At 69.9% G+C, this 23,030-nt stretch carries 18 protein-coding genes; 12 read left to right on the top strand and 6 right to left on the bottom strand.

The features are described from left to right. Positions 1–8 precede the first annotated feature (8 nt). The 3 genes from glpK to ACIQR3_RS35825 all read right to left on the bottom strand — a co-directional run bounded on the left by glpK (position 9) and on the right by ACIQR3_RS35825 (position 3,509). Entirely contained in the window at positions 9–1,547 is a 1,539-nt protein-coding gene (gene glpK, locus ACIQR3_RS35835; protein ID WP_403545444.1) for a glycerol kinase GlpK, read from the bottom strand. Positions 1,548–1,594: 47 nt separating this feature from the next. Beyond that, a complete protein-coding gene (locus ACIQR3_RS35830) occupies positions 1,595–2,389 on the bottom strand; it encodes an MIP/aquaporin family protein (RefSeq protein WP_403545442.1) in 795 nt (264 codons plus the stop codon). A gap of 355 nt (positions 2,390–2,744) precedes the next feature. Continuing rightward, complete coding sequence (locus ACIQR3_RS35825; protein WP_215173705.1) at positions 2,745–3,509, bottom strand: IclR family transcriptional regulator; 765 nt, start codon at positions 3,507–3,509, stop codon at positions 2,745–2,747. A gap of 452 nt (positions 3,510–3,961) precedes the next feature. Here ACIQR3_RS35825 and metH point away from each other — a divergent pair, with 452 nt between their 5' ends. The 3 genes from metH to ACIQR3_RS35810 all read left to right on the top strand — a co-directional run bounded on the left by metH (position 3,962) and on the right by ACIQR3_RS35810 (position 10,409). Further along, entirely contained in the window at positions 3,962–7,474 is a 3,513-nt protein-coding gene (gene metH / locus ACIQR3_RS35820) for a methionine synthase (RefSeq protein ID WP_403545440.1), read from the top strand. Between the two features lie 172 nt (positions 7,475–7,646). Next, the gene (locus tag ACIQR3_RS35815; RefSeq protein WP_403545439.1) at positions 7,647–8,348 is read left to right on the top strand and encodes an HAD family hydrolase; all 702 of its coding nucleotides are present in this window, start codon (positions 7,647–7,649) and stop codon (positions 8,346–8,348) included. A gap of 456 nt (positions 8,349–8,804) precedes the next feature. Further along, on the top strand, positions 8,805–10,409 hold the full coding sequence (locus ACIQR3_RS35810; RefSeq protein WP_403545437.1) for an ABC transporter substrate-binding protein: 1,605 nt from the start codon (positions 8,805–8,807) through the stop codon (positions 10,407–10,409). A 117-nt stretch (positions 10,410–10,526) separates the two neighbouring features. Here the strand turns inward: ACIQR3_RS35810 and ACIQR3_RS35805 are convergent, their stop codons facing one another. Continuing rightward, entirely contained in the window at positions 10,527–11,198 is a 672-nt protein-coding gene (locus tag ACIQR3_RS35805; protein WP_215173697.1) for a response regulator transcription factor, read from the bottom strand. A 67-nt stretch (positions 11,199–11,265) separates the two neighbouring features. Further along, positions 11,266–12,348: a RecB family exonuclease gene (locus ACIQR3_RS35800; RefSeq protein WP_403545435.1), complete on the bottom strand. Its 1,083-nt coding sequence runs from the start codon at positions 12,346–12,348 to the stop codon at positions 11,266–11,268. Between the two features lie 243 nt (positions 12,349–12,591). Between ACIQR3_RS35800 and ACIQR3_RS35795 the strand changes: the two genes are divergently transcribed. The 3 genes from ACIQR3_RS35795 (at position 12,592) to ACIQR3_RS35785 (ending at position 16,124) form a co-directional block, all read left to right on the top strand. Next, positions 12,592–14,367 carry a site-2 protease family protein gene (locus ACIQR3_RS35795; protein ID WP_403545433.1) on the top strand — a complete coding sequence of 592 codons (1,776 nt, stop codon included), beginning with the start codon at positions 12,592–12,594 and terminating at the stop codon, positions 14,365–14,367. Between the two features lie 38 nt (positions 14,368–14,405). Next, positions 14,406–15,308 (top strand): tRNA (adenine-N1)-methyltransferase, encoded by a 903-nt coding sequence (locus tag ACIQR3_RS35790; RefSeq protein WP_403545431.1) that lies wholly within the window; start codon positions 14,406–14,408, stop codon positions 15,306–15,308. A 240-nt stretch (positions 15,309–15,548) separates the two neighbouring features. Then, the gene (locus ACIQR3_RS35785; protein ID WP_403545429.1) at positions 15,549–16,124 is read left to right on the top strand and encodes a hypothetical protein; all 576 of its coding nucleotides are present in this window, start codon (positions 15,549–15,551) and stop codon (positions 16,122–16,124) included. A 73-nt stretch (positions 16,125–16,197) separates the two neighbouring features. Here the strand turns inward: ACIQR3_RS35785 and ACIQR3_RS35780 are convergent, their stop codons facing one another. Next, a complete protein-coding gene (locus tag ACIQR3_RS35780; protein ID WP_215170744.1) occupies positions 16,198–16,497 on the bottom strand; it encodes a ferredoxin in 300 nt (99 codons plus the stop codon). A 248-nt stretch (positions 16,498–16,745) separates the two neighbouring features. On the opposite strand from ACIQR3_RS35780, the gene arc reads away from it, so the two are divergent. From arc to prcA, 6 genes are all read left to right on the top strand, one after another. Further along, positions 16,746–18,512, top strand: coding sequence for a proteasome ATPase (gene arc / locus ACIQR3_RS35775; protein WP_403545427.1), 1,767 nt, complete (start codon positions 16,746–16,748; stop codon positions 18,510–18,512). A gap of 237 nt (positions 18,513–18,749) precedes the next feature. Next, entirely contained in the window at positions 18,750–20,261 is a 1,512-nt protein-coding gene (gene dop, locus ACIQR3_RS35770; RefSeq protein WP_374198418.1) for a depupylase/deamidase Dop, read from the top strand. Positions 20,262–20,471: 210 nt separating this feature from the next. Continuing rightward, positions 20,472–20,690: a ubiquitin-like protein Pup gene (locus ACIQR3_RS35765; protein ID WP_011027899.1), complete on the top strand. Its 219-nt coding sequence runs from the start codon at positions 20,472–20,474 to the stop codon at positions 20,688–20,690. A 114-nt stretch (positions 20,691–20,804) separates the two neighbouring features. After that, positions 20,805–21,317: an endonuclease VII domain-containing protein gene (locus ACIQR3_RS35760; RefSeq protein ID WP_403545425.1), complete on the top strand. Its 513-nt coding sequence runs from the start codon at positions 20,805–20,807 to the stop codon at positions 21,315–21,317. After that, the gene (gene prcB / locus ACIQR3_RS35755; protein WP_215170747.1) at positions 21,269–22,114 is read left to right on the top strand and encodes a proteasome subunit beta; all 846 of its coding nucleotides are present in this window, start codon (positions 21,269–21,271) and stop codon (positions 22,112–22,114) included. The genes ACIQR3_RS35760 and prcB overlap by 49 nt, the downstream gene beginning before the upstream one ends. A gap of 65 nt (positions 22,115–22,179) precedes the next feature. Continuing rightward, on the top strand, positions 22,180–22,917 hold the full coding sequence (prcA, locus tag ACIQR3_RS35750; protein ID WP_403545424.1) for a proteasome subunit alpha: 738 nt from the start codon (positions 22,180–22,182) through the stop codon (positions 22,915–22,917). Positions 22,918–23,030: the final 113 nt, after the last annotated feature.

Raw genomic sequence — 23,030 nt, 5'->3', positions numbered from 1 at the left:
GGTGGTTCTTACTCCTCGTCCTCAAGCCAGCCCATGGTCCGCTCGACGGCCTTGAGCCAGCTCTTGTACTCGCGGTCGCGGGTGTCCGCGTCCATGCGGGGGGTCCACTCGGCGGCCCGGCGCCAGTTGGCGCGCAGGTCGTCGGTGCTGTTCCAGAAGCCGACGGCCAGGCCGGCGGCGTAGGCGGCGCCGAGGCAGGTGGTCTCGGCGACCATCGGGCGCACCACCGGCGCGTCCAGGAAGTCGGCGAGGGTCTGCATCAGCAGGTTGTTGGAGGTCATGCCACCGTCGACCTTGAGGGTGGTCAGCTCCACGCCGGAGTCCTTCGTCATGGCGTCCGCGATCTCCCGCGTCTGCCAGGCGGTGGCCTCCAGCACGGCGCGCGCGAGGTGCGCCTTGGTGACGTACCGGGTCAGGCCGGCGATCACGCCGCGGGCGTCGGAGCGCCAGTACGGGGCGAACAGGCCGGAGAAGGCCGGTACGAAGTAGGCGCCGCCGTTGTCCTCGACCTGCATCGCCAGGGTCTCGATCTCGGCGGCGGTGGAGATCAGGCCCATCTGGTCGCGCATCCACTGCACCAGCGAACCGGTGACGGCGATCGAGCCCTCCAGGGCGTAGACCGGCTTCTGGTCGCCGATCTGGTAGCCGACGGTGGTCACCAGGCCGCTGTAGGAGTTGATGACCTTGTCACCGGTGTTCATCAGCATGAAGGTGCCGGTGCCGTACGTCGACTTGGTCTCGCCCTCGTCGAAGCAGGTCTGGCCGAACAGGGCCGCCTGCTGGTCGCCGAGCGCGGAGGCGACCGGGATGCCGCCGAGCAGCTCGCCCAGCGCGCCGCCCTTGATCTCGCCGTACACCTCGGCGGAGGAGCGGATCTCGGGGAGCATCTGCGTCGGCACGCCGATGGACTCGCAGATCTTCTCGTCCCACTGCAGGGTGCGCAGGCTCATCAGCAGGGTGCGGGAGGCGTTGGTGACGTCGGTGACGTGCCGGCCGCCGTCCACGCCGCCGGTCAGGTTCCAGATGACCCAGCTGTCCATGGTGCCGAAGAGCAGGTCGCCGGCCTCGGCGCGCTCGCGCAGGCCGTCGACGTTGTCCAGCAGCCAGCGGGCCTTGGGGCCGGCGAAGTAGGAGGCCAGCGGCAGGCCGGTCTCGCGGCGGAAGCGGTCCTGGCCGACGTTGCGGCCCAGCTCCCGGCAGAGGGCGTCGGTGCGGGTGTCCTGCCAGACGATGGCGTTGTGGACGGGCTCACCGGTGTTCTTGTCCCAGATCAGCGTGGTCTCGCGCTGGTTGGTGATGCCGATGGCCTTGATGTCGTCGCGGGTAATGCCGGCCTTCTCGACGGCCGAGGCGACGACCTGCTGGACGTTGGTCCAGATCTCGGTGGCGTCGTGCTCGACCCAGCCCGGCTTGGGGAAGATCTGCTCGTGCTCCTTCTGGTCGACGGAGACGATGCGTCCGTCGCGGTCGAAGACGATGCAGCGCGAGGAGGTGGTGCCCTGGTCGATCGCGGCGATGAAGGGGCCGGCGGTGTGGGTGTCGGTCACTGTGTGCTCCTGGGGTCCGTGGTGGTGGCGGTGGGGTCCGGCGTGGTTCACGCGAAGGCGACGTTGTAGACGCCCGCGGCGATCGCGGCGCCGATCAGCGGTCCGGCCACCGGGACCCAGGCGTAGCTCCAGTCGGAGCCGCCTTTGTTGGGCAGCGGCAGGAGGGCGTGCACGATGCGGGGGCCGAGGTCGCGGGCCGGGTTGATCGCGTAACCGGTCGGGCCGCCCAGCGACAGACCGATGCCGACCACCACGAACGAGGTGATCAGGACGCCGAGCGCGCCGAGGCCGTCACCGTCCTGGTTCAGCCCCTGGGTCATGATGGCGAGGACCAGGACGAAGGTGCCGATGATCTCGGTGGCCAGGTTCTGCGCTGCGTTGCGGATCTCCGGGCCGGTGGAGAAGATGCCGAGGACCGGGCCGGCGCCCTTCTCCTGGGCTTCCACCGACTTGGCGGTGGTGTCCTGCGCGCCCGGGCCGCCGACGATCTCCTTGTCGGTGAGGTGGGCGTGGAACTGGCCGTAGTAGGCGATCCAGACCAGGGTCGCGCCGATCATGGCGCCGAGGAGCTGGCCGGCCCAGTAGACCGGGACGTCGCCCCAGTTGCCGTCCTTGATCGCCAGGGCCAGCGTGAGCGCCGGGTTCAGGTGGGCGCCGGAGAGCGGCGTGGAGATGTAGGCGCCGACCATGACGGCGAAGCCCCACCCGAGGGAGATGGCCACCCATCCGGCGTTGCGCGCCTTGGAGGCCTTGAGCGTGACGGCGGCGCAGACACCGCCGCCGAGCAGGATGAGTATGGCGGTACCGATGGTCTCGCCGATGAAGATGTCGGAGCTGGACACCCGCGACTCCTTTGTCCTTCGTCCAGGGAAGCCGAACCCCCGGATTCGTCCGGGTGTTCTGGCGCCCTCATGGGAATGAGAGCGTTGCCGGCCCTTGGCGTCGTCCACTCTAGCGCTTATTGCCGGTAGGTGTTCGACAATGCCGACCGATGGACGGAGTCTCATCCCGACATCGCACACCCGTCAAGAGTCCTGTTATCGAAAACACGATCGTTATTGATCGATTCGTGTCGCCGACCTTCCGGTCGGGTGTGTCGTCGTATGGGCAGTTTGGCAGATTTAGCCAGATCTCCGGAGTAGGCGAACGGCCGGAGTGCCGCCCCCGGCGCCCCGGTGCCGCCTGCCGCGGCAGGCGTCAGAAGCGTCCGGCGCCCAGGTCCCGGGAGACCGCGCGGGCGCAGTCCCGCACCGCCGCGATCAGCTCCGGGCGCAGTTCGCCCTCCTGACAGACCCGCTCCACGGCCCCCGTGATGCCGACCGAGCCGACCGGCATGCGCCGCCGGTCGTGGATGGGGGCGGCGATCGAGGCGACGCCCTCCCAGGTCTCCTCGATGTCCGCCGCGTAGCCACGCGCGCGCGTGAGGTCCAGTACGTGCTCGAAGGCGTCCGGCTCGCAGATCGTCCGGTCGGTGAACGCCCGGCGCTCGGTCTCCAGCGCCTCGCTGTGCGCGACCGGGTCGTAGGCGGAGAGCACCTTGCCCAGCGCGGTGGAGTGCAGCGGCTGCATGGCGCCGATCTCCAGCACCTGCCGGCTGTCGTCGGGCCGGAAGACGTGGTGCACGATCAGCACGCCCTGCTGGTGCAGCACGCCCAGGTGGACGCTCTCGCCGCTGGAGCGGGCCAGGTCGTCCGCCCACACCAGGGCGCGGGCCCGCAGTTCGTGCACGTCCAGGTAGGTGGTGCCCAGGCGCAGCAGCTCCGCCCCGAGCTGGTAGCGCCCGGAGGCGGTGTCCTGCTCGACGAAGCCCTCCTGCTGGAGGGTGCGCAGGATGCCGTGGGCGGTGCCCTTGGCCAGGCCCAGCGACGAGGCGATGTCCGACAGGCCGAGCCGTCGCTCGCCGCCCGCGAGGAGCCGCAGCATCGCTGCCGCCCGTTCGAGCGACTGGATGTTCCGTGCCATCGCCGTCCCGCCTCCGTCCCGTCCTACCGTCGACGCGCGACGTCACTTCCACTGTTCGGCAATGCCGAACACTACCGGTCCCTGCCGACCTCTCGCCAATGGTCGGTGCGCAACTGTGGCACTCCTCGGCCACGGCGACCGCACGGCGAGGCACCGTCGGCGCTTACGGCGCTTACCGCGCCTACGACGCTTTGGGTACCTGGGCGCCCTCGGTGCTCCCGGCACTCTCGATGCTCCCGGCACTCTCGGCGCTCCGGCGCCGAGACCCGCACACCGTGACACCCCGGGACACCCCCGTCACCTCGTCCCATCCTCGTCCGTCCCGTGGACGCCCTGACCGCGGGCCCCGCCTCCCGGCTACCCTGGCGGCGTGCGCCCTCCCGGTGCGTTGTGTACCGATGTCCCCGGGAAGCCGCAAAGCCGACAGCCGTCGCATCCTAGGGAGCCCGTCCATGGCCTCGTCGCCGTCCACCCCGTCCGCCGACACCCGGACCCGTGTCACCGCCCTGCGCGAGGCGCTCGCCACCCGCGTGGTGGTCGCCGACGGCGCGATGGGCACCATGTTGCAGGCGCAGAACCCGACGCTGGACGACTTCCAGCAGCTGGAGGGCTGCAACGAGGTCCTGAACCTGACCCGGCCGGACATCGTCCGTTCGGTCCACGAGGAGTACTTCGCGGTCGGCGTGGACTGCGTGGAGACCAACACCTTCGGCGCCAACCACTCCGCCCTCGGCGAGTACGACATCGCGCACCGGGTCCACGAGCTGTCCGAGGCCGGCGCCCGGGTGGCCCGCGAGGTGGCCGACGAGTTCGCCGCGCGCGACGGCCGGCAGCGCTGGGTCCTGGGCTCCATGGGCCCCGGCACCAAGCTCCCCACCCTCGGGCACGCCCCGTACGGAGTACTGCGCGACGCCTATCAGCGCAACGCCGAGGGCCTGGTCGCGGGCGGCGCCGACGCGCTGCTGGTGGAGACCACGCAGGACCTGCTCCAGACCAAGTCCGCCGTGCTCGGCGCCCGCCGTGCCCTGGACGCGCTCGGCGTCGACATGCCGGTGATCGTGTCGGTGACCGTCGAGACCACCGGCACCATGCTGCTCGGTTCGGAGATCGGCGCGGCGCTGACCGCGCTGGAGCCGCTGGGCATCGACATGATCGGCCTGAACTGCGCCACCGGCCCGGCCGAGATGAGCGAGCACCTGCGCTTCCTGGCCCGGCACTCCCGCATCCCGCTGTCCTGCATGCCCAACGCCGGCCTGCCGGTCCTCGGCAAGGACGGCGCCCACTACCCGCTGGGCGCCCCCGAGCTGGCGGACGCGCAGGAGACGTTCGTCCGCGAGTACGGCCTGTCGCTGGTCGGCGGCTGCTGCGGGACCACGCCGGAGCACCTGCGGCAGGTCGTGGAGCGGGTCGAGGGACTCGCCCCGGCCGTGCGCGAGCCGCGCCCCGAGCCGGGCGCCGCCTCCCTGTACCAGTCGGTGCCGTTCCGCCAGGACACCTCCTACCTGGCGATCGGTGAGCGGACCAACGCCAACGGGTCGAAGAAGTTCCGTGAGGCCATGCTGGAGGGCCGCTGGGACGACTGCGTGGAGATGGCCCGGGACCAGATCCGTGAGGGCGCGCACATGCTGGACCTGTGCGTGGACTACGTCGGCCGGGACGGCGTCGCGGACATGGAGGAGCTGGCCGGCCGCTTCGCCACCGCCTCGACCCTCCCGATCGTGCTGGACTCCACCGAGGTTCCCGTCATCCGCGCCGGGCTGGAGAAGCTCGGCGGCCGGGCGGTGATCAACTCGGTGAACTACGAGGACGGCGACGGCCCGGAGTCCCGGTTCGCGAAGGTCACCGCGCTCGCCCGGGAGCACGGCGCGGCGCTGATCGCGCTGACCATCGACGAGGAGGGCCAGGCCCGCACCGCCGAGAAGAAGGTCGAGATCGCCGAACGGCTGATCGAGGACCTGACCGGCAACTGGGGCATCCGCGAGGAGGACATCCTGGTGGACTGCCTGACCTTCACCATCTGCACGGGTCAGGAGGAGTCCCGCGGGGACGGGGTCGCCACCATCGAGGGCATCCGCGAGCTGAAGCGCCGCCACCCGCGGGTGCAGACCACCCTCGGCCTGTCGAACATCTCCTTCGGCCTCAACCCGGCCGCCCGGATCCTGCTGAACTCGGTCTTCCTCGACGAGTGCGTGAAGGCGGGCCTGGACTCCGCGATCGTGCACGCGTCGAAGATCCTGCCGATCGCACGGTTCGACGAGGAGCAGGTCACCACCGCCCTGGACCTGATCTACGACCGGCGCCGCGAGGGCTACGACCCGCTGCAGAAGCTCATGCAGCTGTTCGAGGGCGCCACGGCCAAGTCGCTGAAGGCGTCCAAGGCCGAGGAACTGGCCGCGCTGCCGCTGGAGGAGCGCCTCCAGCGGCGGATCATCGACGGCGAGCGCAACGGTCTGGAGGCGGACCTGGACGCGGCGCTTCAGGCCCGTCCCGCGCTGGAGATCGTCAACGAGGTGCTGCTCGAGGGCATGAAGGTGGTCGGCGAGCTGTTCGGTTCCGGCCAGATGCAGCTGCCGTTCGTCCTCCAGTCCGCCGAGGTGATGAAGACCGCGGTCGCCTACCTGGAACCGCACATGGAGAAGACGGACGAGGCGGGCAAGGGCACCATCGTGCTGGCCACCGTCCGCGGCGATGTGCACGACATCGGCAAGAACCTGGTCGACATCATCCTGTCCAACAACGGCTACAACGTCGTCAACCTCGGCATCAAGCAGCCGGTCTCCGCGATCCTGGAGGCGGCCGAGGAGCACAAGGCCGACGTGATCGGCATGTCCGGGCTGCTGGTGAAGTCCACGGTGATCATGAAGGAGAACCTGGAGGAGCTCAACCAGCGCGGCATGGCCGCCGACTTCCCCGTCATCCTCGGCGGCGCCGCCCTCACCCGCGCCTACGTCGAGCAGGACCTCCACGAGATCTACGAGGGCGAAGTCCGCTACGCGCGGGACGCGTTCGAGGGACTGCGGCTGATGGACGCGCTCATCGGCATCAAGCGCGGCGTGCCCGGCGCCAGGCTTCCCGAGCTGCGCCAGCGCCGGGTCCGGGCCGCGGCCGTCGAGGTCGAGGAGCGCCCGGAGGCCGGCCACGTCCGCTCCGACGTCGCCGTCGACAACCCGGTCCCCGAGCCCCCCTTCTGGGGCACTCGCGTCATCAAGGGCATCCAGCTCAAGGAGTACGCCTCCTGGCTGGACGAAGGCGCCCTGTTCAAGGGCCAGTGGGGCCTGAAGCAGGCCCGCACCGGCGACGGACCGTCGTACGAGGAACTGGTCGAGAGCGAGGGACGGCCCCGGCTGCGCGGTCTGCTGGACCGGCTCCAGACGGAGAACCTGCTGGAAGCGGCCGTGGTCTACGGCTACTTCCCGTGCGTCTCCAAGGACGACGACCTCATCGTCCTCGACGACGACGGCAACGAGCGCACCCGCTTCACCTTCCCCCGCCAGCGGCGCGGCCGGCGCCTGTGCCTGGCCGACTTCTTCCGCCCGGAGGAGTCCGGCGAACGGGACGTCGTCGGCTTCCAGGTCGTCACCGTCGGCTCCCGCATCGGCGAGGAGACCGCCCGGATGTTCGAAGCCAACGCCTACCGCGACTACCTCGAACTGCACGGCCTGTCCGTCCAGCTCGCCGAAGCCCTCGCCGAGTACTGGCACGCCCGCGTCCGCTCCGAACTGGGCTTCGCCGGGGAGGACCCCGACGAGATGCAGGGCATGTTCGAGCTGAAGTACCGGGGCGCCCGCTTCTCGCTGGGCTACGGTGCCTGCCCCGACCTGGAGGACCGGGCGAAGATCGCCGCCCTGCTGGAGCCGGAGCGGATCGGCGTCCACCTGTCGGAGGAGTTCCAGCTCCACCCCGAACAGTCCACCGACGCCATCGTGATCCACCACCCCGAGGCGAAGTACTTCAACGCCCGCTGAGCCGTACGTCACCGCCCGCCGGGCCCTGGAGCACCGCCCGCCGGGTCGTACGCCACCGCCCGCCGGCACACCACCGGGCGCTTCGTGCGCGGGCGACGTACACTGGTCGGTCCACCGCAGGCCGGTTCCCGCTCAGGGAACCGGCCTGATCGTCCCTCAAGGAGGTAAGTGGATGACCAGTACGGTCCCCGCGCTCGGTACCCGTACGGCCGAAGGCTCCGCCCTCCAGGCCGTGCTCCTGGACATGGACGGAACCCTGGTGGACACCGAGGGCTTCTGGTGGGACGTGGAGGCGGAGGTCTTCGCCCGGCTCGGGTACACCCTGGACGACTCCTGGCGCCATGTCGTGGTCGGCGGCCCCATGACCCGCAGCGCCGGCTTCCTGATCGAGGCCACCGGCGCCGACATCTCGCTGGCCGAGCTGACCGTTCTGCTCAACGACGGCTTCGAGGAGCGCATCGGCCGGGCCCTGCCCCTCATGCCCGGGGCCGAGCGGCTGCTGGCCGAGCTGTCCGAGCACGAGATCCCCACCGCTCTGGTCTCCGCCTCCCACCGGCGCATCATCGACCGGGTGCTCACCTCGCTCGGCGCCCACCACTTCGCCCTGACGGTCGCGGGCGACGAGGTCCCGCGCACCAAGCCGTACCCGGACCCGTACCTGACCGCCGCCGCCGGACTCGGCGCTGATCCGCACCGATGCGCCGTCGTCGAGGACACCGCGACCGGCGTCGCCGCCGCCGAGGCCGCGGGCTGCCACGTCGTCGCGGTCCCGTCCGTCGCCCCCATCGCACCGGCCCTCAGACGCACCGTCGTGCCCTCGCTGGAACAGGTGGACCTGGCATTTCTACGCGGGTTGATGACGCACACGCGCTAGACGTTCACCCAGCGTGCACCGGTAAAAGAAGGGTAATTCGCGGAAACCTACCGGTGAGTTGCCGAGATGCGTGGCGAAGGGGTTTCGAAGGGTAATTCCCCGGCTCGGGACGGCCGAATTGAGTGCCTCACACACCAGCTTGGCCATGTGACGTTCCCCACGCTCCCGGGGGTCGACAGAAAGCTGTGCCTGTGCTGTTCGTCGCACTCCCGGGGGCGGCGCCGTGCCCATGTGTCCTGATTGGTGAAACCCTGCACGAATCCTTCCGCTGTCGGGTTTTCGGTGTGTCCACGCCCGGTTTCACTGCGTGATGGGGGCTCAACTCCGGCGGCTGCGAACTGTCGTGCGGACGCGGACTAATCTCATCGCGAGAACCTCAGCCCTTACCCCCGTGATCGGCCGCGACACCCCTGCAAGCCGGATACACGGAATCGACAGCCCTGGAGAATCCCGAGCATGAACCGCAAGACTTTGGTGCTGCCGGCCGTGGTCGGCCTGCTCGCGCCGGTGCTCGCCGCGTGCGGCGGCTCCGACGGTGGCAGTGGCGGCGGAGACGCGATCGTCGTCGGCACCACGGACCGGTTCACCGCCACGAAGGAGGCCCCCGCGCCCCTCGACCCGGCGTGGGCGTACGACGTGGGCCTCTGGAACATCCTGCGCCAGACCCAGCAGACGCTGATGATCCAGCCGCGCGGCGACGGCGAGCCGGTGCCCGAGGCCGCCGAGCAGTGCGGCTTCACCGACACGGGCAACGAGCGCTACTCCTGCACCCTGCGGGACGGTCTGAAGTTCGCCAACGGTGACGCCATCACCGCCGCCGACGTGAAGTACTCCATCGAGCGGGCCATCGCCATCCAGGCCGACACCGGTGTCTCCTCCCTGCTGTCCACCATCGACACCGTCGAGACGCAGGGCGACCGCGAGGTGATCTTCCACCTCAACACCGCCGACGCCACCTTCCCGTACAAGCTGTCGACCCCCGTCGCCGGCATCGTCGACTCCGACGATTACGCGAAGGACAAGCTGCGCGAGGGCTTCGAGCTCTCCGGCTCCGGCCCCTACACCTTCAAGGCGGAGACCGAGGGCGACGAGCTGACCAAGGCCGTGTTCACCAAGAACCCCAACTACAAGGGGACTCTGACGGTGAACAACGACAAGGTCGAGATGGTCTCGTACGCCGACGCCGAGACGATGGGCGCCGACATCGAGAACGGCGACATCGACGTGATGACGCGCGCGATGACGCCCGACCAGATCGACGAGCTGTCCAAGGCCTCCGGCGGCGCCGTCGACCTGGTCGAGGTGTCCGGCCTGGAGATCCGCTACCTCGCGTTCAACACCGAGGCCGCGACCGTCAAGAACAGGGCCGTCCGTCAGGCGATGGCCCAGCTGATCAACCGCAGCGAACTGGTCTCCAAGGTCTACGGCTCCCAGGCCGAGCCGCTGTACTCGATGGTCCCGGCCACCATCACCGGCCACTCCAACTCGTTCTTCAACCAGTACGGCGACCCGAGCGTCGACAAGGCGAGGGCGATGCTGGAACAGGCCAACGTCACCATGCCGGTGAAGCTGACGCTGAACTACACCACCGACCACTATGGCGCCGCCGCCAAGACGGAGTTCGAGGAGCTGCAGAAGCAGCTCAACGACAGCGGTCTCTTCGACGTCGACATCAAGGGCATCATCTGGGACAAGTACCGGGAGGGGCAGAAGAAGCACGAGTACGACGTCTTCGGCATGGGCTGGTTCCCCGACTTCCCGGACGCCGACAGCTTCATCGCGCCGTTCCTCGACAAGAACAACACCCTGTACTCGCCGTACACCAACAGCAAGATAATCAACACGCTGATCCCTGAGTCCCGCCGCGAGGCCGACCGGCTGTCCGCCGCCGACAGCCTGACGGAGATCCAGGACATCGTCGCCGAGGACGTACCGCTGCTGCCGCTGTGGCAGGGCAAGCAGTACGTCGCCACCCGCGACGACATCACCGGCACCGCCTACCTGCTCAACTCCGCCTCCTCGCTCCAGCTGTGGGAGCTGGGCCGCGGCGTCAGCGACTGAGCCCGCCGGCACCGCACGCCGGGCACCGCCCGCACCGGCCGCACCGGCCGTACACCGAAAGGGCGCCCCTCTTCTTCCGGAGAGGGGCGCCCTTCGCGTCGCCGTGCCGCGACCGGCCTACTGCGCGCCGGGGCGCACCAGTCCGCTCTCGTACGCGTACACCGCGGCCTGCACCCGGTCGCGCAGCCCCAGCTTGGTCAGGACGTGCCCGACATGCGTCTTCACGGTCGTCTCGCTGACGAACAGATCGGCGGCGATCTCCGCGTTGGACAGACCGCGCGCCACCAGCTTCAGCACCTCCACCTCACGCTCGGTGAGCGTGTGCAGGGTGTCCGGCACCGGCTCCTCGCCCGAGGGCAGATGGGTCGCGTACTTGTCGAGCAGCCGCTTGGTGATGCTCGGCGCGAGCATCGCCTCGCCGTCCGCCACCACCCGGATCGCCTGCACCAGTTCGTTGGCCGGGGCGTCCTTCAGCAGGAAGCCGCTGGCCCCCGCCCGCAGCGCCTCCACCACGTATTCGTCGAGGTCGAAGGTGGTCAGCACCAGCACCTTCGCCGGGCCGTCCCGCCCGGGCCCGGTGATCTGCCGGGTCGCCTCCACACCGTCCATCCGCGGCATACGGATGTCCATCAGGACCACATCGGGCTGCAACGCCCGCACCTGGTCCAGCGCCTGGAGGCCGTCACCGGCCTCGCCGACGACCGCGATGTCCTGCTCCGCTTCCAGAATCATCCGGAAGCCCGTGCGCAGCAGCGGCTGGTCGTCGACCAGTAGGACACGGATGGCCACGTAAGTCTCCTTCGCTAGTCCGGCCCCATTCTGCCCTGCGCCGGTGCCGCCGGACGCGGCCGGGGCGCTACGCCCGGCCGCCCCCTCCCGGCCCGGCCGCCACCACCGGCAGCGGGTACGGCGGGGGAGTGCCGCCGAACTCCGGACAGTGCGCCTGGTGGTCGCACCAGCCGCACAACTTGGTGGGCCGCGGCCGCCACTCGCCCGTCTCGGTCGCCAGCCGGATCGCGTCCCACAGCGCCAGCAGCTTGCGCTCGACCCGCTCAAGATCGGCGACGACCGGGTCGTACGTCAGCACGTCACCGCTGCCGAGGTAGACCAGTTGCAGCCGGCGGGGGACGACCTTCTTCAGCCGCCACACCACCAGTGCGTAGAACTTCATCTGGAACAGCGCGCTCTCGGAGTACTCCGGCCGGGGCGCCTTGCCCGTCTTGTAGTCGACGATCCGCACCTCACCGGTGGGCGCCACGTCGACCCGGTCGATGATGCCGCGCAGCCGCAGCCCGGACTCCAGCTCCGTCTCGACGAACAGCTCCCGCTCGGCCGGCTCCAGCCGGCTCGGGTCCTCCAGCGTGAACCAGCGCTCCACGAGCCGCTCCGCCTCGGCCAGCCAGCGCGCCAGCCGCTCGCCGTCCGGGTCGTCGGCGAACAGCTCCACCACCTCGGGCCGGGTCTCGCGCAGCCGGTCCCACTGGCCGGGCACCAGGGCCTTCGCGCGCGGCGGGGTGCGCTCGGCCGCCGGGGCGTCGAAGAGCCGCTCCAGCACCGCGTGCACCAGGGTGCCCCGGGTCGCCGCCTCGCTCGGCTTCTCCGGGAGCCGGTCGATCACCCGGAACCGGTACAGCAGCGGGCACTGCATGAAGTCGCCGGCCCGCGAGGGCGAGAGCGAGGCGGGAGGTATGGCGACGGGCCTGGCGGTGGGGGTGGCGGGGGCGGAGGGCTCCGCCACGGGGTTCACGGCGGCCTCAGTGGTCACGGCGGCCGAAGCGGCCGCCGTGACCACTGAGGCCGCCGCGCCCTGGTCCGCCCCCGGCGTCGTCTCTGCTGCCGCCGATGCCGCCGATGCCGCCGTACCGGCTGGTACCAGCGGGTCCACCGGTGCGCCCGGACCGGCGGGGTCTCCCACCACACCCTCGATGCTCGTCTCCATGCGACAGACCCTACGGCCCACCACTGACAGTGACCCAGCCACGGCGGTGCCGCCCGTGACGTGGGAGAGCGGGGAGAGCAGTGGGAGCAAGGAGAGCGGGGGAGCGGGGAGAGCAGGGGGAGCAGGGGGAGCAGGGGGGAGCACAGGGGTGCCGGGGCGGAAGGGGGCGAGCGGGCCGCATACCATCGACATGAGACCCTTCCGCCCGGCAGGAGCGGAAGACGCTTCGAACGAGGGGAAACCGTGGACGTGAGCGGCGGGAGCGGGCAGCCGCGGTCCGGCAACGGCGAGTCGGCCGAGCACCACACGGGGCCCACGGCCCCGGCCCCCGGCTCCGCACGCCCCGGCCGGCCCCAGGACGGCGGCACCGACCACCCCGATGCCCCCGCTCCCCTTCCCCCCGGCCCCGCCTCCGACGCGGGCACCCCGGCAGCACGGGACCGGGACGGTCACGGCGACGGCACGGAGAAGGACGGCACGGGTCCGCAGGGCCCCGGCGACCAGTCCACCCGCACGGCTCCCGGCGACCGGCCCGCCCCCGCCGCCCCGGCGGCCCCGGGCGGCACACCGGATCCCGCAGGCCCGGAGGCACCAGCAGCCCCCCACCCCCCACACCCGTCGGCCGAGCAGCCCCCGGCGGCCCCGGCCCCCCACAGCCCCGGCGCCCCCGGCACCCGTGCCGCGGACCACCCCACCCACGCGCGGCCGGACACCCAGCGGGACACGCGACCGGACGTGAAACCGGACGCGAGGCCTGACACGCGATCGGTCACTCGAGCGGACACCCGAGCGGACTCCCGAACCCACACTCGAACGGGCACCCCGTCGGACGGCGGCCGCCCCGGCCGCCCGCCCCGCCGCCCCCGCGAACCCGGCGGCGGCCTGCTGATGGGCCGCCCGTTCGGCGTCCCCGTCTACGTCGCCCCCAGCTGGTTCCTGGTCGCCGCCCTGATCACCTGGGTGTTCGGCGGCCAGCTCGACCGCGTCCTGCCCGAGCTGGGCGCCGCCCGCTACCTGGTCTCCCTCTTCTTCGCGGTCGCCTTCTACGCCTCCGTCCTGGTCCACGAACTGGCCCACACCGTCGCAGCCCTCCGCTTCAGACTCCCGGTCCGCCGCATCCAGCTCCAGTTCTTCGGCGGTGTCTCCGAGATCGAGAAGGAGGCCGAGACCCCCGGCCGCGAATTCGTCCTGGCCTTCGTCGGCCCGCTGCTCTCCCTCGTCCTGGCCGGCGTCTTCTACCTCGCCCTGCTGCCCGTCGAACCCGGCACCGTCCCCGGCGTCCTGCTGGCCGGCCTGATGATCTCCAACCTCATCGTGGCCGCCTTCAACCTGCTCCCCGGCCTCCCCCTGGACGGCGGCCGGATGCTCCGCGCCGTCGTCTGGAAGATCACCGGCAAGCCGATGAGCGGCACGGTCGCCGCCGCCTGGGTCGGCCGAGCCCTCGCCATCTCCGTCCTGATCGGCCTGCCCCTGCTCACCCAGGCCGGCGCCCTCGGAGCCGACGCCGTGGACAACGTCGGCATGGACACCGTCATGGACGCCCTGCTGGCCGCCATCCTCGCCGCGATCATCTGGACCGGCGCCGGCAACAGCCTGCGCATGGCCCGCCTGCGCGAACACCTCCCCGAGCTGCGCGCCCGCAACCTCACCCGGCGCGCGGTCCCCGTCGAGACCGACACCCCGCTCTCCGAGGCGCTGCGCCGCGCCAACGCCGCCGGCGCCCGCGCCCTGGTCGTCGTCGACGCCGAGGGCGCCCCCCTGTCCCTGGTCCGCGAGGCCGCCATCGTCGGCGTACCCGAGCACCGGCGCCCCTGGGTCGCGGTCAGCGGCCTCGCCCAGGACCTCACCGACGGCATGCGCGTCTCGGCCGAGCTGGCCGGCGAGGAACTCCTCGACGCCCTGCGCGCCACCCCCGCCACCGAGTACCTGGTCACCGAGGAGACCGGCGAGATCTACGGCGTCCTGTCCGCCGCCGACGTCGAGCGCGCCTTCGTCAAGGCGATGGCCCGACCCTCCTGATGGTCGGTGGGCATCCGAAACGCCGGTAGGCTGGTCACATGTCCGAACCGACCGGTGCCGCCCGCAGGCGCGGGCCCTTCAAGGTCGGGGACCAGGTTCAGCTGACCGACCCCAAGGGCCGCCACTACACGTTCACGCTCGAGGCCGGGAAGAACTTCCACACCCACAAGGGTTCCTTCCCCCACGACGAGCTGATCGGCGCTCCCGAGGGCAGCGTTGTCCGTACCACCGGGAACGTCGCCTATCTCGCGCTGCGCCCCCTGCTCCCCGACTACGTCCTGTCCATGCCCCGCGGCGCCGCCGTGGTCTACCCCAAGGACGCGGGGCAGATCCTCGCCTTCGCCGACATCTTCCCCGGCGCGCGCGTCGTGGAGGCCGGAGTCGGCTCCGGCTCGCTGAGCAGCTTCCTGCTGCGCGCCATCGGCGACCAGGGCATGCTGCACTCCTACGAGCGCCGCGAGGACTTCGCCGACATCGCCCGCGGCAACGTGGAGCGCTACTTCGGCGGCCCGCACCCCGCCTGGCAGCTCACCGTCGGCGACCTCCAGGACAACCTGTCCGACACCGACGTCGACCGCGTCATCCTCGACATGCTCGCCCCCTGGGAGTGCCTGGAGGCCGTCTCCAAGGCGCTCGTCCCCGGCGGCATCCTGTGCTGCTACGTGGCGACCACCACCCAGCTCGCCCGGACCGTGGAGTCCATCCGGGAGATCGGCTCCTTCAACGAGCCGACCTCCTGGGAGACCATGATCCGCAACTGGCACGTCGAGGGCCTGGCCGTCCGCCCGGACCACCGGATGATCGGCCACACCGGGTTCCTGCTCACCGCCCGCCGCCTCGCCGACGGCGTGGAACCGCCCATGCGCCGCCGCCGGCCCGCCAAGGGCGCCTACGGCGAGGACTACACCGGCCCCAACGCCGACGGAGGCACCGGCCGCTGACCCGGCCCCGTCACCCGTACCAACGCGACGACGCCGTGGTCCAGTTCCCGTACGAACCGGGGAACTGGACCACGGCGTCGTCGCATTGACAGGGCACCATCACGCGCCCCTCACGCGACCGGCCCCGGCCCGCCGCAGCCGGAACGCACGCGGGTACCCACCCCGCCGTTCCCCCGCACTGTGACGTGTGGCACGATGCTGGGCACCCCACCGGCACAGCCCTCACAGGAGACGCTCCTCGTGCAGCACCCCGCCGTCCCGGAACTGGCACACACGCGTACCCGCCCGATCCACTGGGTCGCCACCGCAACCGCCGTCGCCGCCGTGGTGGCCCTCTCCTCGGTCCTGCAGCCCGACGCCGCGACCGCGGCCCAGGCGGCGAGCCCCAAGGCCGAGCCGTCCCGGACCCAGGCCGCACCCCCCGACCCCGCGAGCGTCACGTTCCCCCTGGACTGCGGTCCGGTGAAGGCCCTGGTCCAGAAGAAGGCGTCCGGCGACCTGGACGGCGACGGCCGCCCGGAGACGGTCGCCGCGGTGCACTGCGACGCCCCCATGGGCACCCCGCCCGACGGCGTCTACGTCCTGACCCCGGGCAGCGACGGCGAACCCCGGGTGGTCGCGACGCTGATCGACCCCGAGGAACGCCGGACCGTCACCGACCTCTCCGTCACCGACGGCGCCGTCCTCGCCACGTACCTCGGCTACTCGTCGGCCGACGTACCCAGTTGCTGCCCGGACGTCGAGGAAGACGCGAAGTGGCGCTGGAACAACGGCGCGTTCGTCCGCTCCGCCCCCTCGAAGGCCCACGCGGTGTGAGCGCGAACGGCGCCCTCCGCACGTGAGACATCAGACAGTGGTCACGGACTGTACGCAATAGGTTGCGATTTGGTCACTCTGCGTCCGGTCCGTAGACCTCGACCCTGTCCGAAACCCGACGTACGTGGATGCACTCGCCCGGACACTCCTTCGCCGAGTCGACCACATCCGTGAGAAGCGGCAACGGCACGGGTGTTGTCGCCCCCTCGGCCTGCAGCAGCTCGTCGTCCGCGCCCTTGACGTAGGCCAGACCGTCGATGTCCAGCTCGAACACCTCGGGCGCGTACTGGGCACAGATGCCGTCGCCGGTACACAGGTCCTGGTCGATCCAGACCTCCAACGCCTCACCGGCGACTCCGGCCTCCTGCTGCACGATCGTCTCTCCTGCCGTTTCTGCGTCGAGCGGCGGGAATCCGGCCAGCTCTGACGGGTGTTGAACACTTCGAGCCTACCGCCGCCTGCTTTCCCGACGTGTTCCGTGGGTATTCCCCTGGCGTGAGGGAGAGCGCAAGGGTGAAGATCGGACACACCCCGACCGTCTTTGTGATCTAGGGGTTTCAATCGACACCCACCCAGGTAGGGTCTGGAAGCGTCCAGCTCCCCTTGGAGGAGGTGAGGACCGTGGCAGCCCACGACGACGACATGAACCGCGGCATCCGCCCGGGACGCGGGTCCGACGACCCGACCGGACAGATTGCCTATCTTGAGCAGGAGATCGCCGTCCTGCGACGCAAGCTCGCCGACTCTCCGCGGCACACGAGAATCCTCGAAGAGCGGATCGTCGAGCTGCAGACCAATCTGGCCGGCGTATCCGCGCAGAACGAGCGACTGGCCAATACACTCCGCGAGGCCCGCGACCAGATCGTGGCCCTCAAGGAAGAGGTCGACCGGTTGGCCCAGCCGCCGGCCGGCTTCGGTGTCTTCCTGCAGGCGAACGAGGACGGCACGGCCGACATCTTCACCGGGGGCCGCAAGCTCCGGGTGAACGTCAGCCCCAGCGTCGAGCTGGACGACCTGCGCCGCGGCCAGGAAGTCATGCTCAACGAGGCGCTCAACGTGGTCGAGGCCATGCAGTTCGAGCGCGTCGGCGACATCGTCACCCTCAAGGAGATCCTGGAGGACGGCGAGCGCGCCCTGGTGCTGGGGCACACCGACGAGGAGCGCGTGGTCCGGCTCGCCGAGCCGCTGCGCGGCATCACCATCCGCGCCGGCGACGCCCTCCTGCTCGAACCCCGCTCCGGCTACGTCTACGAGGTCGTCCCCAAGAGCGAGGTCGAGGAACTCGTCCTCGAAGAGGTCCCCGACATCGGCTACGAGCAGATCGGCGGCCTCGGCGGACAGATCGAGATGATCCGCGACGCGGTCGAGCTCCCGTATCTCTACCCCGACCTGTTCAAGGAGCACGAGCTGCGTCCGCCCAAGGGCGTCCTGCTCTACGGCCCGCCCGGCTGCGGCAAGACGCTCATCGCCAAGGCGGTCGCGAACTCGCTGGCCAAGAAGGTCGCCGAGGTCACCGGCCAGGCCGCCGGCAAGAGCTTCTTCCTGAACATCAAGGGCCCCGAGCTGCTGAACAAGTACGTCGGTGAGACCGAGCGGCAGATCCGCCTGGTCTTCCAGCGGGCCCGGGAGAAGGCCAGCGAGGGCACCCCCGTCATCGTCTTCTTCGACGAGATGGAGTCCCTCTTCCGCACCCGCGGCTCCGGCGTCAGCTCGGACGTGGAGAACACCATCGTCCCCCAGCTGCTCGCCGAGATCGACGGCGTGGAGGGCCTGCAGAACGTGGTCGTGATCGGCGCCTCCAACCGCGAGGACATGATCGACCCCGCCATCCTGCGGCCCGGCCGGCTCGACGTGAAGATCAAGATCGAGCGCCCGGACGCCGAGGCCGCCAAGGACATCTTCGGCAAGTACCTCACCGAGCGCCTCCCGCTCCACGAGGAAGACCTCAAGGAGCACGACAAGGACAAGGCGGCCACCGTCCAGAGCATGATCCAGACGGCGGTGGAACAGATGTACGCCGAATCCGAGGAGAACCGCTTCCTGGAGGTCACCTACGCCAACGGCGACAAGGAAGTCCTCTACTTCAAGGACTTCAATTCCGGCGCCATGATCGAGAACATCGTGGGCCGCGCCAAGAAAATGGCGATCAAGGACTTCCTGGAGAAGAACCAGAAGGGCCTGCGCGTCTCCCACCTCCTCCAGGCCTGCGTGGACGAGTTCAAGGAGAACGAGGACCTGCCCAACACCACCAACCCGGACGACTGGGCCCGGATCTCCGGAAAGAAGGGCGAGCGGATCGTGTACATCCGTACGCTCGTCACCGGAAAGCAGGGCGCGGACACCGGACGCTCCATCGACACGGTGGCGAACACCGGTCAGTACCTGTAAAAAACCGGACGGCTGCGGGTGTCCCTCAGCGGGTACCCGCAGCCGACTGTTTTTCCAGGGCCACGGCTGGAGCAAGGCAATGACGCAAATGATCTCCCCACCAGCGCAAAGGCGTTCTAGGCTCTTCCATACCGCCGAGTCGCGCAGTGCGGGGACGGGCACCGCACACGCACCGGAGCGCCAGCGGTACGTGAGCGGCGTCCACGACCGTGGGCACCGCCGGGCAAGGAGGGCCGCATGACCGTACGGCGAGTAATGGGCATCGAGACGGAGTACGGGATCTCCGTCCCCGGTCACCCCAACGCCAATGCCATGCTCACCTCGTCCCAGATCGTCAACGCCTACGCGGCGGCGATGCACCGGGCCCGCCGGGCCCGCTGGGACTTCGAGGAGGAGAACCCGCTGCGGGACGCGCGAGGCTTCGACCTCGCCCGGGAGGCCGCCGACTCCAGCCAGCTCACCGACGAGGACATCGGCCTGGCCAACGTGATCCTCACCAACGGTGCCCGGCTCTACGTCGACCACGCGCACCCCGAGTACAGCGCGCCCGAGGTCACCAATCCGCGGGACGCCGTGCTCTGGGACAAGGCGGGCGAGCGCATCATGGCCGAGGCGGCCGAGCGGGCCGCCCAGCTGCCCGGGGCCCAGCCGATCCACCTGTACAAGAACAACACCGACAACAAGGGCGCGTCCTACGGCACGCACGAGAACTACCTGATGAAGCGGGAGACCGCCTTCTCGGACATCGTGCGCCACCTGACGCCGTTCTTCGTCTCCCGGCAGGTCGTCACCGGCGCCGGCCGCGTCGGCATCGGCCAGGACGGCCACGAGCACGGCTTCCAGCTCAGCCAGCGCGCGGACTACTTCGAGGTCGAGGTCGGCCTGGAGACGACCCTGAAGCGCCCGATCATCAACACGCGCGACGAACCGCACGCGGACGCCGAGAAGTACCGCCGACTGCACGTGATCATCGGTGACGCGAACCTGTCGGAGATCTCGACGTATCTGAAACTGGGCACGACCGCCCTGGTCCTGTCGATGATCGAGGACGGCTTCATCGCCGTGGACCTGGCGGTCGACCAGCCGGTACGCACCCTCCACCAGGTCTCGCACGACCCCTCGCTGAAGCAGCTCGTCACGCTCCGCAGCGGACGGACGCTCACGGCGGTGCAGCTCCAGATGGAGTACTTCGAGCTGTCCCGCAAGTACGTGGAGGAGCGGTACGGGGCCGACGCGGACGACCAGACCAAGGACGTCCTGACCCGCTGGGAGGACACCCTCAACCGCCTGGAGAACGACCCGATGAGCCTGGCCGGCGAGCTGGACTGGGTCGCCAAGCGGGAGCTCATGGAGGGCTACCGGCGCCGCGACGGCGTGGACTGGGACGCGCCCCGGCTGCACCTGGTCGACCTCCAGTACGCGGACGTACGCCCCGAGAAGGGCCTGTACAACCGCCTGGCGGCCCGTGGCCGCATGAAGCGCCTGCTGGACGACGGGGAGGTCGAGCGGGCCCGTACGAAGCCACCCGAGGACACCCGCGCGTACTTCCGCGGGCGCTGTCTCGAGCAGTACGCGGACGACGTGGCGGCGGCCTCCTGGGACTCGGTGATCTTCGATCTGCCGGGCCGGGACTCGCTGCAGCGCGTACCGACCCTGGAACCGCTTCGCGGAACGCGTAATCACGTCAAAGAGCTGCTGGACCGCTGCCGGACCGCGGAAGACCTGGTCAGGGTGTTGTCCGGAGGATGAACCGGGCGTGTTCCGGGCATGATCCGAGCATGATCCGGGGCAGTGGGTACCCGGCCGAAGTCAGCCGGGCCGGGGTGAAAATCCCCGGCCCGGGAATCATCGAGGTGGTCCCCGCGCGTTCTGTATTCCGCGGGGCCGATGTCAGAGCCGGCTTGTAGGGTCGGATCTTGACGAGCGAATGTGTCGGGCGAACCGAGCGGGGTGAGGGTTATGGCGACCAAGGACACCGGCGGCGGGCAGCAGAAGGCCACGCGTTCCACCGAGGAGGTCGAGGAGCAGGCGCAGGACGCGCAGGCGTCGGAGGACCTCAAGGAACGGCAGGAGAAGCTGAGCGACGACGTCGACTCGGTGCTGGACGAGATCGACGATGTCTTGGAGGAGAACGCAGAGGATTTCGTTCGCTCGTTCGTTCAGAAGGGCGGCGAGTAGCCTTCGAAAGGAAGGTTGCAGCGGGGGGTTCGCTTGACGATCGAAGATTCTGGTAGGCGTTGCTCGCGGTGTAAGGACCACAAGCCGCGGGCAGCGTTTGCGCGGAACAAGGCGATGCGTGACGGGTTGCAGGCCTATTGCCGGGAGTGTGCTGCGGCCTATCACCAAGAACGCCAGGTGGCCAAGGGGTGCAACGTCCGTCCGCGAGTGGAGGTGCCCGACGGGCACAAGCTCTGCCGGACGTGCGGGGAGATCAAACCCCACAGTGAGTGGACCCGGAATCGCACAGCGTCCGATGGTCTGGCGACGCTCTGCAAGTCCTGCAAAGCGGCGCAGGGCCGCGCCGGTCATCTGAAGCGTCAGTACGGCATCACCGAAGAGGAACGCGACGAGCTGATCGCTTCTCAGGGCGGTGTCTGCTGCGTGTGTCTGGCGGCGCCCGCCGCACATGTGGATCACTGCCACGAGACAGGTAGGGTCCGTGGCGTACTGTGCTTCAGTTGCAACGCCGCGCTGGGGCAGTTCAAGGACCGGCCCGATGCCATAAGGCGGGCTGCCGCTTATGTGGAAGGAATCGCGTGGAAGCCAACACTCGTAGCACCGGGCGTCTACCAGCTGCCTTCCTGACGCCTGGGTCGTCCTCCTTCATGGACTTCCTGTCGGAGCACCAGCCGGAGATCCTCCCGGGCAACCGGCAGCTGCCGCCGACCCAGGGTGTCATCGAGGCCCCGCACGGCACGACGATCGTGGCCGTGACGTTCGCCGGCGGTGTCGTGCTCGCCGGTGACCGGCGGGCGACGATGGGCAACGTGATCGCGCAACGGGACATCGAGAAGGTGTTCCCCGCCGACGAGTACTCGGCGGTGGGTATCGCCGGTACGGCGGGCCTGGCCGTGGAGATGGTGAAGCTGTTCCAGCTGGAACTGGAGCACTTCGAGAAGGTCGAGGGCGCGCAGCTGTCCCTGGAGGGCAAGGCCAACCGGCTGTCGACGATGATTCGTTCCAACCTCGGCATGGCGATGCAGGGGCTGGCTGTCGTTCCGCTGTTCGCCGGGTACGACGTCGACCGCGGCAAGGGCCGCATCTTCTCGTACGACGTGACGGGCGGGCGCTCCGAGGAGCACAACTTCGCCGCCACGGGGTCGGGGTCGGTGTTCGCGCGCGGCGCGATGAAGAAGCTCTTCCGGGGGGACCTGAGCGAGGACGACGCCACCACGCTGGTGGTGCAGGCGCTGTACGACGCGGCCGACGACGACTCGGCGACCGGTGGGCCCGACGTCGCCCGGCGGATCTTCCCGATCGTCACCGTGATCACCGAGGACGGCTTCCGCCGGCTGACCGAGGACGAGTCGTCCGAGATCGCCCGCTCGGTGCTGGAGCGGCGGCTGGAGCAGCCCGACGGTCCGCGGGCGGCGCTGCTGTAGCGGCGGGCACGGTTGCTTTGTTGTCAGGTGATCCAGTGACTTCGACAGAAAGGGACGGTTGACCGGTGTCGACGCCGTTCTATGTCTCACCCCAGCAGGCCATGGCCGACCGGGCCGAGTACGCCCGCAAGGGCATCGCCCGTGGTCGCAGCCTGGTCGTGCTCCAGTATGCCGACGGCATCGTGTTCGTCGGTGAGAACCCGTCCCGTGCGCTGCACAAGTTCAGCGAGATCTATGACCGGATCGGTTTCGCGGCCGCCGGCAAGTACAACGAGTACGAGAACCTGCGGATCGGCGGCGTGCGCTACGCCGACCTGCGGGGTTACACCTATGACCGGGATGATGTGACGGCTCGGGGGCTGGCCAACGTCTACGCCCAGACGCTGGGCACGATCTTCTCGAGTGCGGCGGAGAAGCCGTACGAGGTGGAGCTGGTCGTCGCGGAGGTCGGGGAGACGCCCGAGGGCGACCAGATCTACCGGCTGCCGCACGACGGGTCGATCGTCGATGAGCACGGGTCGGTGGCGGTCGGCGGTAATGCCGAGCAGATCAGTTCGTACCTGGACCAGCGGCACCGGGACGGGATGACGCTGGCGGAGGCCCTGCGGCTGGCGGTGCAGGCGCTGTCGCGGGACACCAACGGCAGCGAGCGGGAGATTCCCGCGGAGCGGCTGGAAGTGGCGGTGCTGGACCGTACGCGGCCGCAGAAGCGGAAGTTCCGGCGCATTGTGGGGGGTCAGCTGTCGGGGCTGCTGGACGCGTCTTCGGCGTCCGGTGGGGCGGGGGGCGGGCAGGAGGAGTAGCGGTAGCGGTTGAGTGGGGGTGCCTGCGGCGCCTGTGCGGGTCCGGTGGGGGTGCGCGTAGCGCCCAGTCGTGTGCGGGTGGGTCGGGGCCGGGGTGGGGGGTGTCCGTCCTC

It is taken from the genome of Streptomyces sp. NPDC090994, assembly GCF_044768905.1.
Classification (GTDB): domain Bacteria; phylum Actinomycetota; class Actinomycetes; order Streptomycetales; family Streptomycetaceae; genus Streptomyces.
Note: the sequence above shows the minus strand (reverse complement) of the source record. Positions and strands in the feature narration are given on the sequence as shown.